The organism is Mesorhizobium sp. WSM4844 (assembly GCF_055811775.1).
This window is the reverse complement of sequence record NZ_JBVVQB010000002.1, coordinates 162,551-178,887: the sequence shown is the minus strand read 5'-3', so window position 1 is coordinate 178,887 and position 16,337 is coordinate 162,551. Positions and strand designations below refer to the sequence as shown.

General features: G+C 64.0%; 10 protein-coding genes and 1 pseudogene. 6 read left to right on the top strand and 5 right to left on the bottom strand.

Going from position 1 to position 16,337, the window contains the following annotated elements; genetic code table 11:
* Positions 1-8: 8 nt before the first annotated feature.
* Both AC0L2A_RS03005 and AC0L2A_RS03000 read left to right on the top strand, forming a co-directional pair.
* On the top strand, positions 9-1,292 hold the full coding sequence (locus tag AC0L2A_RS03005; RefSeq protein ID WP_473607433.1) for an MFS transporter: 1,284 nt from the start codon (positions 9-11) through the stop codon (positions 1,290-1,292).
* 279 nt (positions 1,293-1,571) lie between these two features.
* A complete protein-coding gene (locus AC0L2A_RS03000) occupies positions 1,572-3,140 on the top strand; it encodes an alkaline phosphatase D family protein (RefSeq protein WP_473607432.1) in 1,569 nt (522 codons plus the stop codon).
* Positions 3,141-3,392: 252 nt separating this feature from the next.
* Here the strand turns inward: AC0L2A_RS03000 and AC0L2A_RS02995 are convergent, their stop codons facing one another.
* Positions 3,393-3,668 (bottom strand): hypothetical protein, encoded by a 276-nt coding sequence (locus AC0L2A_RS02995; protein ID WP_128168604.1) that lies wholly within the window; start codon positions 3,666-3,668, stop codon positions 3,393-3,395.
* A gap of 200 nt (positions 3,669-3,868) precedes the next feature.
* Between AC0L2A_RS02995 and typA the strand changes: the two genes are divergently transcribed.
* Complete coding sequence (gene typA / locus AC0L2A_RS02990) at positions 3,869-5,698, top strand: translational GTPase TypA (RefSeq protein WP_473492470.1); 1,830 nt, start codon at positions 3,869-3,871, stop codon at positions 5,696-5,698.
* Positions 5,699-5,759: 61 nt separating this feature from the next.
* Here typA and AC0L2A_RS02985 read toward each other — a convergent pair whose 3' ends face one another.
* Positions 5,760-6,386 (bottom strand): DUF1062 domain-containing protein, encoded by a 627-nt coding sequence (locus tag AC0L2A_RS02985; RefSeq protein WP_473607431.1) that lies wholly within the window; start codon positions 6,384-6,386, stop codon positions 5,760-5,762.
* 396 nt (positions 6,387-6,782) lie between these two features.
* Between AC0L2A_RS02985 and AC0L2A_RS02980 the strand changes: the two genes are divergently transcribed.
* Positions 6,783-7,397 carry a LysE family translocator gene (locus tag AC0L2A_RS02980; RefSeq protein WP_023800471.1) on the top strand — a complete coding sequence of 205 codons (615 nt, stop codon included), beginning with the start codon at positions 6,783-6,785 and terminating at the stop codon, positions 7,395-7,397.
* 9 nt (positions 7,398-7,406) lie between these two features.
* Here AC0L2A_RS02980 and AC0L2A_RS02975 read toward each other — a convergent pair whose 3' ends face one another.
* Together AC0L2A_RS02975 and AC0L2A_RS02970 are read right to left on the bottom strand one after the other, a co-directional pair.
* Complete coding sequence (locus AC0L2A_RS02975) at positions 7,407-7,730, bottom strand: YciI family protein (RefSeq protein ID WP_091592503.1); 324 nt, start codon at positions 7,728-7,730, stop codon at positions 7,407-7,409.
* Between the two features lie 159 nt (positions 7,731-7,889).
* Positions 7,890-8,057, bottom strand: a pseudogene (locus AC0L2A_RS02970) (peroxidase-related enzyme); the annotation flags it as partial.
* A gap of 136 nt (positions 8,058-8,193) precedes the next feature.
* Between AC0L2A_RS02970 and AC0L2A_RS02965 the strand changes: the two are divergent.
* Both AC0L2A_RS02965 and AC0L2A_RS02960 read left to right on the top strand, forming a co-directional pair.
* Entirely contained in the window at positions 8,194-13,002 is a 4,809-nt protein-coding gene (locus AC0L2A_RS02965) for an NAD-glutamate dehydrogenase (protein WP_473607429.1), read from the top strand.
* Between the two features lie 91 nt (positions 13,003-13,093).
* On the top strand, positions 13,094-14,539 hold the full coding sequence (locus AC0L2A_RS02960; RefSeq protein ID WP_473607428.1) for an MFS transporter: 1,446 nt from the start codon (positions 13,094-13,096) through the stop codon (positions 14,537-14,539).
* A 140-nt stretch (positions 14,540-14,679) separates the two neighbouring features.
* Here the strand turns inward: AC0L2A_RS02960 and purH are convergent, their stop codons facing one another.
* Entirely contained in the window at positions 14,680-16,296 is a 1,617-nt protein-coding gene (gene purH / locus AC0L2A_RS02955) for a bifunctional phosphoribosylaminoimidazolecarboxamide formyltransferase/IMP cyclohydrolase (RefSeq protein ID WP_473607427.1), read from the bottom strand.
* Positions 16,297-16,337: the final 41 nt, after the last annotated feature.

Sequence of the window (16,337 nt, the reverse complement as noted above, 5' to 3'; positions counted from 1 at the left end):
TCAGTAACATGATAGCTCGATCCCGCCCGTTTGGCCAGCGCTATGCTTTCGTCGTGGTCGCCGTCATTTTCCTGTGCCTGCTGATCGCGGCGGGCCTGCGGTCGGCGCCGGCCGTCATGATGCTGCCGCTGGAGGAGAGTTTCGGCTGGCGGCGCGATGTCGTCTCGCTCGCCGCGGCCATCGGCATCTTCCTCTACGGCCTGACCGGGCCGTTTGCCGCGGCACTGATGGAACGGATCGGGCTGCGCCGCACGCTGCTGGCGGCGCTGGTGCTGATGTCGGGCTCGACGGCGCTCAGCCTGTTGATGACCCAGCCGTGGCACCTGCTTCTCACCTGGGGCGTATTCTCCGGCGTCGGTTCCGGCGCGGTCGCCACGGTGCTCGGCGCCACCATCGTCAATCGCTGGTTCAAGACCAATCGCGGCCTGGTGATGGGGCTGATGTCGGCCTCGGCCGCCACCGGCCTGCTGGTGTTCCTGCCGTTGCTCGCCGCGCTCGCCCAGTCGGGCGGCTGGAAGCCTGTCGCCATCGCCATTGCGGTCGCCACCGCCTGCCTGGTGCCGCTGGTCTGGCTGCTGGTGCCGGAACGGCCGTCCGCGATCGGCATGGTGCGCTACGGCGCGGACGTCGACGACGTGCCGCCGGTTCCGCCGGCCTCGCAGGGCAATTTCCTCACCCACACGTTCAGCACACTGCGTCGTGCCGCCGGCACGCGCGTGTTCTGGTATCTGTTCGCCACTTTCTTCATCTGCGGCTTCACCACCAACGGACTGGTCGGAACGCACCTGATCGCGTTTTGCGGCGACATGGGCATCGGCCAGGTGCAAGCCGCCGGCCTGCTGTCGCTGATGGGCATCTTCGACCTGATCGGCACGACGCTGTCGGGCTGGCTCACCGACCGTTTCGACCCGCGCAAGCTGCTCGGCGTCTATTATGGCATCCGCGGCCTGTCGCTGATCTATCTGCCTTATTCCGGCTTTTCGTCGACCAGCTTGATCATCTTCGCCGTGCTCTACGGATTGGACTGGATCGCCACCGTGCCGCCGACGCTCAGGCTGTCGAACGAGGCGTTCGGCGACCGCAGCGGGCCGATCGTCTTCGGCTGGATCGTCGCCGGCCATCAGGTGGGTGCAGCGGCGGCCGCCTTCTTCGGCGGCACCATGCGTGAATTGCAGGGCAATTACGAAACTGCCTTCCTCATCGCCGGCATGACGGCAATAGCCGCAGCCTGCATCTCGCTGTTGATCAACACCAGCCGTCCGGCCTTCGAGCCGAACCCGCAGGCGGCTTGAGCTGTGACGGTCGAGCGCTAATCTCCCCCCTTGAGGGGGAGATGGCCGCGAAGCGGCCAGAGGGGGTCGGTCCGACCGGGCTCGGCCCCTTATCGCAGACGCAGGAGGTTGGCGCTCCACGCGACACGACCCCCTCTGTCGCCTTCGGCAACATCTCCCCCTCGAGGGGGGAGATTCGCCAGCCTGTTGATCGTCAGAAAACCTTCATGGTTTCGAGATGTGCGTGAAACATTGAGGCTGGACCTTGGCGGCGACGTTTAAGCCATCCAGGAGACAGCCATGAACAAGATTTCGCGCCGCGCTTTTGTCACGTCGGCGAGCGCCGCCGGCCTCGTCGGCGTATCGGGCCTCGCGCTTCCCTATTATTCGCGCGCCAATCAGCGGCCCGCCTTCACCCATGGCATCCAGTCGGGCGATGTCGACGCAACCAGCGGCGTGGTGTGGACGCGGACCGACCGCCCTTCGCGCGTCATGTTCGAAGTCTCGTCGACGGAGAATTTCGCCAATACCTTGCGCCTTGCGCCGCTCGATACGTCGCCGGCCAGCGATTACACGGTAAAGCGGCTGCTCACCGATCTTACCTCCGACCAGGACATCTTCTACCGCATGGTCGCGGCCGATCTTGCCGACATCAACGCCGTCTCCGAGCCGATCGTCGGCCGCTTTCGCACGGCGCCGGCCTCGAAACGCGACATCCGCTTCGCCTGGTCGGGCGATACCGCCGGCCAGGGCTGGGGCATCGACGACACCGGCATGAAGACCTATGCCACGATCGGCAAGCATACGCCCGACTTCTTCCTGCATTCCGGCGACACCATCTATGCCGACGGCCCGATGAAGGACGAGGTCGAGCTGCCCGGCGGCAGCAAGTGGAAGAACAAGGTCCTCATCGACGAAAAGCGCAAGGTTGCCGAGACGCTGGACGAGTACCGCGGCCAGTGGAAGTACAACATGATGGACAGACATGTGCTGGGGCTCAACGCCATCTGCCCGACCTTCTATCAGTGGGACGACCACGAGGTGGTCAACAACTGGTCGGATTCGAAGAACCTGAGCGCCGACGACCGCTACTCGGAAAAAAACATCCATGTGCTGGCGGCACGCGCGGCACGCGCCTTCCACGAGATGACGACGATCCGCTACGAGCCGTCGGAACCGGGCCGCGTCTATCGCAAGATCGCCTACGGGCCGCTGCTCGATGTGTTCTTCCTCGACATGCGCTCCTATCGCGGCGCCAACGGTCCTGGCATGCAGGATACGGTGACGCCGCAATCGCGCATCCTCGGCGAACAGCAGATGAAGTGGCTGAAGCGCGAACTGGCAAACTCCAACGCGACCTGGAAAATCATTGCCGCCGACATGCCGCTTGGTCTCGTCGTCTGGAACGACGCCGCCAACAAGGCCGGCGCCGAGGCCGTCAGCAATGGCGACAATGGCCCGGCCAAGGGCCGCGAACTGGAAATTGCCGACCTCCTTCGCTACATAAGGAATGCCGGCGTCACCAACACCGTCTGGCTGACCGCCGACGTGCACTACACGGCGGCGCATTACTACAATCCCGACAAGGCGCAGTTCCAGGACTTCAATCCGTTCTGGGAATTCGTCTCGGGTCCGCTCCACGCCGGCACCTACGGACCCAATGATTTCGACATGACCTTCGGCCCGGAGCTGAAATTCATCAAGGCGCCAACCGCCGAGCAGGGGCAGAACCTGCCACCCTCGGCCGGCCTGCAGTTCTTCGGCCTCGTCGACATCGATGGCGCCACTGAACGGATGACGGTGCGGCTGATGGATCGCGACGACAATGAACTCTACAAGGTCACGCTCGACCCGGTGCATTCGGCGTGAGGGGACTGGGTTCAATAATGGCCAAAACGCAGGCGGGACAGCGCCCCCCTCTGTCCTGCCGGACATCTCCCCCACATGGGGGGAGATTGGCAGCTTGGGCGCTCCGCTCGCGCCTGCAACATTGGAGGTTGGCGAAAGCGGCGGCGACGTCCGATCTCCCCCCTCGTGGGGGAGATGCCCGGCAGGGGAGAGGAGGGCGTGAAGGATCGCAGCGGAACGGTATCTCGGGATGACTACCGCCGTCGGCGGTCGTCAGTCCGGATAGCAAACGGTCGGAATATTGGGCCAAACAGCGCTGTCGCAGTTGGCGGCCTCCTGCCTTTGCTTGAAGGCGGCGCTGACCGGCCCGGTCACCACCGGGTCGACGCCATCGGGAGCGTCGGCAAACAACTGCTCGGCCGTTCGGGTGTCGGACGGCGGGGCAGGCTCCTTCGACGTCGCGGCCGACTGTGCCACGCCTGCCGCAAGCAGAACGGCGAGGGCAGCCCATGCGAGGATTGGCCGGTATCTGATGCCCGTTTTGCTCATGAAATTTGAACTGTCCCGACCGTGAAAGGTTCCGCTTTGGTTAATAATTCAATTTCACACCAAGACGCTTAAGATTTGGTGACCATGTATTTGGTGGCACGCCTCCTCTTTCGCAATTGCGAAAAACCCTGTATGAGCCGCCCAACCGAAAGAGGCAGCGCCTTTTGGCCTGCTGCCTGCAACGCTCCCGAGACCACAACATGAAAATTCGTAATATCGCGATCATCGCGCACGTCGACCATGGGAAAACCACCCTCGTCGACCAGCTCCTGAAACAGTCCGGTTCGTTCCGCGACAACCAGCGCGTTGCCGAACGCGCCATGGATTCGAACGACCTCGAAAAGGAACGCGGCATCACCATCCTGGCCAAGGCGACCTCGGTCGATTGGAAGGATACCCGCATCAACATCGTCGACACCCCCGGCCACGCCGATTTCGGCGGTGAAGTCGAGCGCATCCTGTCGATGGTTGATTCGGCCATCGTGCTGGTCGACGCCGCCGAAGGGCCGATGCCGCAGACAAAATTCGTCGTCGGCAAGGCGCTCAAGGTCGGATTGAAGCCGATCGTCGTCATCAACAAGATCGACCGGCCGGACGCCCGCCACGTCGAGGTGGTCAACGAAGTGTTCGACCTGTTTGCAGCGCTCGACGCCACCGACGAGCAGCTCGACTTCCCGATCCTTTACGGCTCGGGCCGCGACGGCTGGGTCTCGGAAAACCCCGAAGGCCCCAAGGACCAGGGTCTGGCGCCGCTGTTCGACCTCGTCATCGAGCATGTGCCGGCGCCGACCGTCCATCCCGGCCCGTTCCGGATGATCGGCACCATCCTGGAGGCCAATCCGTTCCTTGGCCGCATCATCACCGGCCGCATTGAATCCGGCACGCTGAAATCCAACCAGGCGGTCAAGGTGCTGCATCATGACGGCACCCAGGTTGAAACCGGCCGTATCTCGAAGATCCTGGCTTTCCGCGGGCTCGAGCGCCAGCCGATCGACGAGGCGCAGGCGGGTGACATCGTCGCCATCGCCGGCCTGTCGAAGGGCACCGTCGCCGACACGTTCTGCGACCCGTCGGTGACCGAGCCGCTGCATGCGCAGCCGATCGATCCGCCGACTGTGACGATGTCGTTCCTCGTCAACGATAGCCCGCTGGCCGGCACCGAGGGCGACAAGGTGACCAGCCGCGTCATCCGCGACCGCCTGCTGCGCGAGGCCGAAGGCAATGTCGCGCTGAAGATCGAGGAATCGCCTGACAAGGATTCGTTTTTCGTCTCCGGCCGCGGCGAATTGCAGCTTGCCGTGCTGATCGAGACGATGCGCCGCGAAGGGTTCGAGATTGCCGTGTCGCGGCCGCGCGTCGTCATGCAGAAGGGCGAGAATGGCGAGTTGCTCGAGCCGGTCGAGGAAGTCGTCATCGACGTCGACGAGGAACATGCCGGCGTCGTCGTGCAAAAAATGTCGGAGCGCAAGGCCGAGATGGTCGAATTGCGCCCGTCAGGCGGCAACCGCCAGCGCATCGTCTTCCACGCGCCGACGCGCGGCCTGATCGGCTATCAGTCGGAACTGTTGACCGATACGCGCGGCACAGCAGTCATGAACCGGCTGTTCCATGCCTACGAGCCTTACAAGGGGGAGCTGCCGGGCCGCACCAACGGCGTGCTGATCTCCAACGAGCAGGGCGAGTCGGTGGCCTATGCGATGTGGAACCTGGAAGACCGCGGCCCGATGGTCATCGATCCGGGCGTCAAGGTCTATCAGGGCATGATCATCGGCATCCATTCACGCGACAACGACCTCGAAGTGAACGTGCTGAAGGGCAAGAAGCTGACCAACATCCGCGCCGCCGGCAAGGATGAGGCGGTGAAGCTGACGCCGCCGATCCGCATGACGCTGGAACGCGCGCTGGCCTGGATCCAGGACGACGAGCTGGTCGAAGTGACGCCGAAGACCATCCGCCTGCGCAAGCTCTATCTCGACCCGAACGAGCGCAAGCGTTTTGAGAAGTCGGCGAAAGTGGTCGGCGCGGCGTAAGGCCATTTCTTCTCAGCGATTGTGAGGAAGGGAGCACGCGCGTGCTTCCTCCCATTTTACTTTACCGGCCGGCAGCCGAGATGATGGCCTCGCGATCGGATTCGCGGGCCAGATCGATGCGCATCACCGTTCCCGCCCGAGCCGGCTTGCGCAAGGCTTTGGCACCATCCGGATCAACGACCAGCAGTCTCTTCGCGTCCCAGGCCTGGAGCCGCGATCGCGAGATGTCGAGTTCACCGGCGAGCAACCGGTCGAGCCGCAGCGCTGTCGGCATTTCGAGCCTGAGCTGGAGCCCTAGAGCGGTGGTGTTTTCCGGCCTCTCCCCGAGCACCTGCTTGTGAACGGCGGCTTCAGGAAACTCCTCGACGCGCCCGACCCTGCTTCGCAGTGCGACAGCATCGAAAGCATGGCGACGCGCCAGGGCCGGGTCGTTGCTTTCGAGTGCCTGCAGCAGCGCAGACTCGATGTCGCGGCGGTTGCACCGCTCCAGAATACCGAAATTCCAGGAATTGTCGCAATCGACGCAGCGATAGATCAGCCACGCATCGATGCGTTTACCGTTGGCGTTGACGCGGAATTTCCCGCTGCTGTGGTAAGCCTTCAGGCTGTTGCAGCGGTTGCAGTTGATGTGCGGTCGAGGTGCGGTTTTGGGTGCGATCGTCCAGCGGATACGCAGTGTCGAAGACATGCCGAAAAGCCCTTCCCGTCGGGAAGTTCGTCAGATCGGCGATGTCGAGATGCCCATGCGGGCACGGCGTGGCGAGAGGCTGCGGTGGTCGGGAATCAGATGTCGCGGGTGGCAAAACGCGACAGCGGTTCAGCAGTGCCAAACCGGTCTCGAACCGCCGCCCTGAGGAACACATGATATGAAACAGACGCTGCGAATGCGGCGCCATGCATTGTGTCGGGGGAGTTGACGAGACCGGCGGTTACGTAGGCAAAGTGAAGCTCGAAATTGTGTCGGGACGAAACTTCTAGCCGCGCGGTGTCAAGCCGGCAAGCCTCTTCCTTGACCGATGCTACCGCCGGTGGAACACTTCCGCTACAATTGAACCGATCAACGTCTCAAGCAAAGATCCCGGTCATGCACGTCACCTCGCTTTTGATCTTCGCCGCCGCCCTTTTCGTCGCCGCGGGCTCGCCGGGCCCCTCGATTGCTGCCCTGGTGGCGCGGGTCATCGCAAAGGGCTTTCGCGACGTGTTTCCATTCCTGCTCGCCATGTGGATCGGCGAGGCCATCTGGCTGTCGCTGGCGGTGTTCGGGTTGGCGGTGGTGGCGCAGACCTTCCATCTTGCCTTCGTCGTGCTGAAATGGGTCGGCGTCGCCTATCTCGCCTACCTCGCCTGGAAGATGTGGACGGCCCCAGTCGAGGCGCGCGAAGGCGAGATGCCGCGCGAGGAGTCGGCCGTCAAACTGTTCTTTGCCGGCATGGCGGTGACGCTCGGCAACCCCAAGATCATGATGTTCTACCTGGCGCTGCTGCCGACCATCATCGATCTCGCCTCAGTGACGGTCGTCGGCTGGATCGAGCTGACGCTGACCATGGCCGTGGTTCTGGTCGCCATCGATCTGGCCTGGGTGCTGGCGGCAGCGCAGGCGCGAAAACTCTTGAAGAGCAGGCGGGCGATGAAGATCGCCAACCGCGTCAGCGCCACCACCATGGCCGGTGCCGCGGCGGCGATTGCGGCTCGATCCTGAGCCGGTGCGTCAGCCCATTTCGATGATCGGCGCGATCTCGACGCTGAAACCCGGGTCCTTCAGGATAGGACAATCCTTGGCCTTGGCGACGGCATCGTCAATGTCGTTCGCTTCGATGATTGTGTAACCGGCGGTCGGATTGCTGCCGCCATTGTTCTCGACTTTGCCGCCGGGCAGCACGGTCTTCGACATGCCGACCGGATTGCCACCGTCGACCACGGCCGAGCCAAGCTTGCCGTACCAGCCGTTCCAGGCATCCATCGCCGCTTGCCGTTCGGCCTCGTCGGTCGGCATCTTGCCGGAGCCGTGATAGACATAGAGAAATTTCGCCATGTTCTCCTCCGTTGATCTTCCGTTGATCGGCGGGCGTCGAACCGACATGCGGTCACGCCGCAGGGCGATCATCGGACCAAACCGAAAAACAAGCAACGAGAATGCGAATCACTAATGTGAGGTCCGGTTGGCTCGCAACCGCCATGCTCTCACCGCGCCATCGCGTGGTATGTCGGTGAAGGCGCGCAGCTTCGTCTCATCGAAAGCGTAGGCCAAAAGCACGTTGGGAACGAGACCGAGCTTCTCCTCGCATTTGGCGAAATAGGCTTTCGTCGCTTCGCTCAGTTCCGCAGGCACGAGGTCAGGTGCGATGATTTTGTCTTTCATGGCGGATTTTCTCCTCATTTTCGGTGACCCACCGGCGAATCCCGACATTTCGTCGCAAGCGGTCAAACCTTTGTCGCCAAATATCGGTCATCTGCTACCATAGTCGCAAAACATATGACGGGAGGGATTTAGCGACATGGCCGGCCTGAAATCTGCAAGCCAGTTGAAAAAGATAAGCACGGCCAAGGGCAGCGAGAAACCCGGCAGGCTTGCCGATTACCTGCTGGCCCGTGCGCCGGCCGAAGATGTCGCCGCCTATGAGGTCACCGCCCTCGAACGCGCAGCCGATCTCGCCGGACGCGCCGTCGCCAGGCACAAGAAGGGCGATTGCGTCGTCGCCATAGAGGTTGATTCCGGTGTCGTGCGCCAGGGCAGGCCGATGACGGTGATCACCGTCGTCAACGACAACATGCCGTTCCTGTTCGATTCCATCCTCGGCGAGATCACCGAGAGCGCCGGCGAACCGCTGCTGGTTACCCATCCGGTCATCGTCGTCAGGCACGGTAAGAGCGGCGTCGACGAAATCCTCGGCGATGGCGGCTTCGCCAAGGGCGATCACAGTCATGAACGGCTGAGCGTCATCCACGTCCATATCGGCCGTCTTTCGTCCGAGCAGGCCGAGGCATTGGCTGACCGGCTGAAGAAAATATTGGGCCAGGTGCGCGCCGCCGTCACCGACTGGAAGCCGATGCTGGCCCGCCTCGACCAGGCAATCTCCGAGTTCCGCTACGCTCCGGTGCCGCTCGACAAGGCCAACGTCACCGAAGCGATCGCCCTCCTCGAATGGCTGCGCGACGACAATTTCACCTTCCTCGGCATGCGCGAGTTCAAATATACCGGCGGCGAGAAGAGCGGCACCCTGGAGCGCACCGAAAAGCCCGGCCTCGGCATCCTCTCCGATCCCGACGTGTTGGTGCTGCGGCGCGGCACCGAAGCGGTGTCGACGACGCCGGAAATCCGCGCCTTCCTGCACGGGCCGGAACCGCTGATCGTCACCAAGGCCAATGCCAAATCGTCGGTGCACCGCCGCATCTATCTCGATTACATCGGCGTCAAGACCTACACCGCCAAGGGCGTGCTTGCCGGCGAGCTGCGCATTGTCGGCCTGTTCACCTCGACTGCCTACACGCGCTCGGTGATGAAGATCCCCTATCTCAGGTCGAAAGCCGAAACCATCATCGCCAAATCCGGTTTCAACCCTGAAGATCACTCCGGCAAGGCACTGATCAACGTGCTGGAGAGCTATCCGCGCGACGAGCTGTTCCAGGTTCCGGTGCCGATCCTGCGCAAGCACGCCGAAGCCATTCTGGGGCTGATCGAGCGGCCGCGCGTCAGGGCGCTGGTGCGCGCCGATCAGTTCGACCGTTTCGTCTCGATCCTCGTTTTCGTGCCGCGCGACCGCTACGACAGCGTCGTGCGCGAGAAGATCGGCACCTATCTGAAGACGATGTTCCAGGGCCGGCTTTCGGCCTACTACCCGGCCTTCCCGGAAGGCGGGCTGGCTCGTGTCCACTTCATCATCGGCCGTTCCGGCGGCAGGACGCCGAAGGTCGACCAGGCGACGATCGAGGCTGCGATCCGCGCCATCGTGCGGACCTGGGACGACATTCTGCGCGAGACCGCCGAAGAGACCGGCGCCGACGCGGCGCTCACGGCGATCGCCTCGCGCTTCTCGGGAAGCTATCGCGACAGCTTCTCGCCGGCGGAGGCGTTGGCCGATGCTGGTCGCATCGCCAGGATCAGCGCGGCCAATCCGATCGCCATCGACTACTATCGTCATGCCAACCAGGAACCGCATCAGGCGGCGCTGAAGATCTATCACCATGGCAGCCCGGTGGCGCTGTCGCGGCGGGTGCCGGTGCTGGAGAACATCGGTTTCCGCGTGATCAGCGAGCGCACCTTCGAGGTCGGGGACGAGGCTTCCGGTATGATCGATAGTGATCAGCCGGGCATGGTCTTCATCCACGACATGGAGCTCGAAAACAGCTACGGCAAGCCAATCGACCTTGGCGATCGCGGCGCGCTGTTCGAAGACGCGTTCCTTTCCGTCTGGCGCGGCGACATCGACAATGACGGCTATAACGGCCTTGCCCAGACCGCCGGCCTGTGGTCGGGCGAGGTTTCCATCCTGCGCGCCTACGGCCGCTATCTGCAGCAGGCCGGGATCCCGCAAAGCCAGGATTTCATTGCCGCCGCACTCAACCGCTATCCCGAGATCGCGCGTGGCCTGCATGAGCTGTTCGTCGCTCGCCTCGGACCGACGGCGCAGACGGAAGGGGTGGTCGCGGCCAGGCACCTCAAGGCCAAGGTCAGGGATGCGCTGGAAGAGGTTCCCAACATCGATGACGACACCATTATCCGTCGCTACCTCAACCTGATCGAAGCCTCGCTGCGCACCAATCATTTCGTTCCCGATCTGAAGAAGAAGGGCCAGTCGCTGGCGATCAAGCTCGACTCGCAAGCGATCGACGGCCTGCCGGCGCCGCGGCCGTGGCGGGAGATCTTCGTCTACGGCTCCGAGGTCGAGGGCGTGCATCTGCGCTTCGGCCCGGTCGCCCGCGGCGGCCTGCGCTGGTCGGATCGCGCCCAGGACTACCGCACCGAGGTGCTCGGCCTGGTCAAGGCGCAGCAGGTCAAGAATGCCGTGATCGTGCCGGTTGGCGCCAAGGGCGGTTTCTATCCGAAGAAGCTGCCAATGGGTGCCGGTCGCGACGCCATCTTCGAAGCCGGCGCGTCCGCCTACAAGAATTACGTCTCCAGCCTGTTGTCGATCACCGACAATATCGGCCTCGACGGCGTCATTCCGCCGGATGGGGTCGTGCGGCGCGACCAGGACGACCCGTATTTCGTCGTCGCCGCCGACAAGGGCACCGCAACCTTCTCCGACACCGCCAATGCCATCAGCGAGAAGCATGGCTTCTGGCTCGACGACGCCTTCGCCAGCGGCGGCTCGGCCGGCTACGATCACAAGAAGATGGGCATCACCGCCAAGGGCGCCTGGGAAGCGGTCAAACGGCATTTCCGCGAGATGAACCGCGATATCCAGACCACACCCTTCACCGTTGTCGGCGTCGGCGACATGTCGGGCGACGTGTTCGGCAACGGCATGCTTTTGTCCGAGCAGACCCGGCTGATCGCCGCTTTCGACCATCGCGACATCTTCATCGATCCAGCTCCCGACATGGCAGCTTCGATGGCCGAGCGCCGGCGCATGTTCGCCCTCGCCCGTTCGAGCTGGCAGGACTACGACAAGACAAAACTGTCCGAAGGCGGCATCATCGTCTCGCGCAGCCAGAAATCGATCACGCTGCCGCCGGCCGCGGCCGCGGCGATCGGCCTCGGCAAGACGACCGCCTCGCCGGTCGAGATCATGAGCGCCATCCTCAAGGCGCCGGTCGACCTTTTGTGGTTCGGCGGCATCGGCACCTATCTCAGGGCATCGACGGAAACCAACCAGGACGCCGGCGATCGCGCCAACGATGCCATTCGGGTGACTGCGCTCGAAGTGCGCGCCAAGGTCATCGGCGAGGGCGCCAATCTTGGCGCGACGCAGCGGGCCCGCATCGAGTTCGGGCTGAATGGCGGGCGCTGCAATTCCGACGCCATCGACAATTCGGGCGGCGTCAACTGCTCCGACGTCGAGGTCAACATCAAGATCGCGCTGGCTTCCGCCATGCGCAAGGGGGCGCTGACTCGCCCAGCGCGCAACAAGCTTCTCGCCGAGATGACCGACGAGGTAAGCGCGCTGGTGCTGTCCAACAATTACGAGCAGACGCTGGCGCTGTCCCTTGCCCGCAAGCGCGGCCTTGCCGATATCGCCCATCAGAGCCGTTTCATGGCAGCGCTCGAGGCGCGCGGCCTGCTCGACCGCAATGTCGAGGCTCTGCCGTCGCCGGCAGCCCTTGCCGAGCGCGAGGCGCGCGGCGAGCCGCTGACCAGGGCCGAGCTCGGCGTGCTGTTGGCCTATGCCAAGATCGTGCTGTTTTCCGACATCGTCGCCAGCGACGTGCCGGACGATCCGCATTTCGACCGTGACCTGATGGGCTATTTTCCGGACCGTATGACGAAGAAATTCGCGGCCGAAATCCATGGCCATCGCCTGCGCCGCGAAATCATCGCCCGTGTCGTCGCCAATGATCTGGTCAATCGCGGCGGCCCCCCCTTCGTCAACAGGCTGCAGGAAGCAACCGGCCGCAGCACGGCCGACGTGGTCCGGACCTTCGCTGTGGTGCGCGACGGCTTTGGCTTGCCGGCGCTCTATCGCCAGATCGACGCGCTCGACAACCAGATCGACGGGCAGGTGCAGCTCGACCTTTATCAAGCCGTCAGTCGGCTTACCTATGTCGCCAGCGGCTGGTATCTCAAGAACGATACCAGCACCGCTCCGCTGGGCCAACGGATCGCCGAATTGCAGAACGCCCGCAAGGCACTGGAGCCGAAGCTCCCTTCGCTGCTTCCGGCCTTCTCGCGCGAGCGGATAGAGGAGCGACGGCATGGTCTGGCCAAGGGCGGCGCGCCCGAACAGCTGGCAGAACATCTGGCGCTGACCGATGTGGTCGGCGTCGTGCCAGACATCGCGCTGACGGCCCGAACGGCCAACGCCGACATCATCGCCGCCGCCAAGGCGTTTTTCGCGGTCAGCGATGCCTTCCGCATTCCGCGCGTCGAGGATGCGGCGCGCTCGATCGCGCCGTCCGACTACTACGATCAATTGGCGCTTTTCCGCGCCACCGACATGATCGGCGCAGCCAGGCGCGGCATCGCCGTGGCGGCGCTCACCGGCCATGCCGGGGCGGCGGACCCGGTGGCGGCATGGCTGGAGGCCGGCGGCGAGAGGGTCGGGCGCATCCGCGAGCGGCTGCAAGCGCTGACCGAGGGCGGCGACATCACCGTGTCGCGGCTGTCGGTGGCATCGGGGCTGATCAGCGACCTGACGGCGCTGTGAGAAGTCTTCCACATCGCGCGCGATTGCCGGCAGGAACTGCGCTATAGAGCGAAACGGTGCCCCTCGAGGGGCGCCGTTCGTGGGAGGGCATATGGCCGAAATAGCAGTGCAGCGAGCGCCGGAACGCGGCATCTGGGGATGGATGCTGTTCGACTGGGCAGCACAGCCGTTCTTCACCGTCATCACCACCTTCATCTTCGGTCCCTATTTCGCTTCGCGCATGGTTCTGGATCCGGCTGCCATGCAAGCTGCCGAGGCAGCCGGTCCAGCCGCAGTTGAAGCTTACGTCGAATCCCAGCATCTACTTGGCCTGACGGTCTGGGGTTGGAGCATCGCCGCGGCGGGACTGGTTATTGCCGTTTTGTCGCCCATACTCGGCTCGATCGCAGACCAGACCGGCCCGCGAAAGCCGTGGATCGCGTGCTTTGCTGCGATCAAGATCACGAGTCTTTGTTTGCTCTGGTTTGCCGCGCCGGGCTCAAATCTGTTTCTTATCGCGGCTTTGTTTTCGCTGGCGTCGGTGGCGGCGGAATTCTCGACGGTGTTCAACGATTCGATGATGCCGCGCCTGGTTCCGAAGAGCGAAATCGGCCGCATCTCGAATATGGCCTGGGGTCTTGGCTATCTCGGCGGCATGATCGCGCTGATCTTCGTCGTCGCCTTCATGGCGGGTTTGCCGGAGACCGGCAAGACGATCGTCGGTCTCGACCCGCTCCTCGGTCTCGACCCGATCTTCGGCGAAGACGCTCGGGCGACCGGACCACTGTCGGCTGGCTGGTACTTGCTGTTCATCCTGCCGATGTTCTTCTTTACCCCGGATGCCGCCAAAGGCATTCCGATCGGGCCGGCGGTGCGCGAGGGGATGTCGGAGCTGAAGTCGACACTGGCCGAAGTGCGCCAGCGCAGCGGCATCTTCCGCTTCCTGGTCGCCCGCATGATCTATCAAGACGGCGTCAATGCGCTGCTTGCGCTGGGAGGACTTTTCGCGGCAGGGATGTTCGCCTGGTCGATCACCGAGATCGGCCTGTTCGGCATCATCCTCAACGTCGTTGCCATCGTCGGCTGCTGGATCGCCGCCCGTCTCGATACGGCCCTCGGCTCCAAGGCCGTGGTGATGATTTCGCTGGTTATGCTGTCTGTCGCGACAATCGGCATCGTCTCGACCGGACCGGGTTTCACGCTGCTCGGGATGCTACAGCTCTCCACCGCCGATTCGGGCGGCCTGTTCGGCACGGCGGCGGAAAAGGCCTACATTCTTTACGGCTTGCTGATCGGCCTTGCCTTCGGGCCAGTACAAGCCTCGTCACGCTCCTACATGGCGCGTAGCGTCACCGCGGCCGAATCGGGCCGCTATTTCGGCATCTATGCGCTGGCCGGACGGGCGACCAGCTTCCTCGCGCCGTTTCTGGTGTCGACCATAGGCTGGGTAAGCGGTTCGCAACGGCTCGGCATGGCTGTAATCGTGCTGTTCCTCGGCGTCGGCCTGGCGATCCTGGTCCGCACGCCGTATCCGGCGGACAACCGGCCGGCGGAGTGAGCTTACCCTCCCCGTTGTGGGGAGGGTCGATCCGCGAAGCGGAGCGAGGTGGGGGGCGGCGCTGCCCCCACCCCGTCTCACGAACTTTGCTTCGCAAAGATCGTTCGCCGACCCTCCCCACGAGGGGGAGGGTGAGGCGCCTAATGCCTGAAATGCCTGACGCCGGTAAACACCATGGCGATGCCGTGGGCGTCGGCGGCGGCGATGACATCGTCGTCGCGCATCGAGCCGCCCGGCTGGATGACGGCGGTGGCGCCGGCTTCGATCGCCGACAGCAGCCCGTCGGCGAACGGGAAAAAGGCATCCGAGGCGACGACAGAATTCTTGGTCAGCGGCTCGGCCAGGCCGGCTGCCTCGGCCGCGTCGAGCGCCTTGCGCGCGGCGATGCGCGAGGAATCGACGCGGCTCATCTGGCCGGCGCCGATGCCGACGGTGGCACCGTCCCTGACATAGACGATGGCGTTCGACTTGACGTGCTTTGCGACGCGGAAAGCGAATTTGAGATCGGCCATTTCGGCCGTTGTCGGCGCCCGCCGGGTCACCACTTTCAGGTCGAGGTCGTCGACCACCGCATTGTCGCGGCCCTGGACGAGCAACCCGCCGGAAACGGATTTCACAGTGGAGCCGGCCGCGCGCGGATCGGGCAAGCCGCCGGTGACCAGCAAGCGCAGATTCTTCTTGGCGGCCACGATGCGGATTGCTTCTTCGGCAGCGGCGGGCGCGATAATGACCTCGGTGAAGGTTTTGACGATCTCTTCGGCGGCCTCGGCATCGAGGGTGCGGTTCATCGCGACAATGCCGCCAAAGGCCGAGACCGGATCGCAGGCAAGCGCCTTGGCGTAGGCCGCCTTCAGCGAAGCGCCCTCGGCGACGCCGCACGGGTTGGCGTGCTTGATGATGGCGACGGTGGCGGAGCGGGCCGGATCGAACTCGCCGACCAGTTCGAAGGCGGCGTCGGTGTCGTTGATGTTGTTGTAGGAAAGCTGCTTGCCCTGAAGCTGGCGCGCCGTCGCGACGCCCGGTCGCTTGTCGCCATCGACGTAGAAGCCGGCGCTCTGGTGCGGGTTCTCGCCGTAGCGCATCACCTGGTCGAGCCTGCCGCCGAAGGCGCGCCAGGTGGGATGCTCGATCTCCAGCGCTTCGGCGAACCAGCCGGAAATCGCCGCATCATAGGTGGCGGTTCGGGCGAAGGCCTTGGCCGCCAGCTTCTTGCGGAAATCCTGCGAGAGCGAGCCGAAATTCATCTCAAGCGCGTTGAGCACCGAGGCATAGTCCTCGGGGTCTGTGACGATGGCGACATAGGCGTGGTTTTTGGCGGCGGCGCGGATCATCGCCGGGCCGCCTATGTCGATGTTCTCGACGATCGAGGCGTAAGCGGCGCCGGAGCGGCGGACATCCTCGAAAGGGTAGAGATTGGAGACGACGAGATCGATTGGCTCGATGCCATGATCGCGCATCGCCGCGGCGTGTTCGGGATCGTCGCGCACGCCAAGCAACGCACCGTGCACGGACGGATGCAGGGTCTTGACGCGGCCGTCCATGATCTCGGGAAAGCCGGTGAGTTCGGAGACGTCGCGCACGGCCAAGCCTGCCTCGGCGATCGCCTTTGCCGTGCCGCCGGTGGAGACCAGCTCGACGCCGGCCGCGGCCAGCGCCCTGGCGAAATCGATGAGCCCGGTCTTGTCGAAAACGGAAAGCAGCGCGCGACGAACGGGAACGAGGTCGGGCGCGGGAATGTTCTTGGCGGCGACGGCCATGGGCTGGCGGCCTTTCACGGCTGGTTGGGACAGTGTCCGCG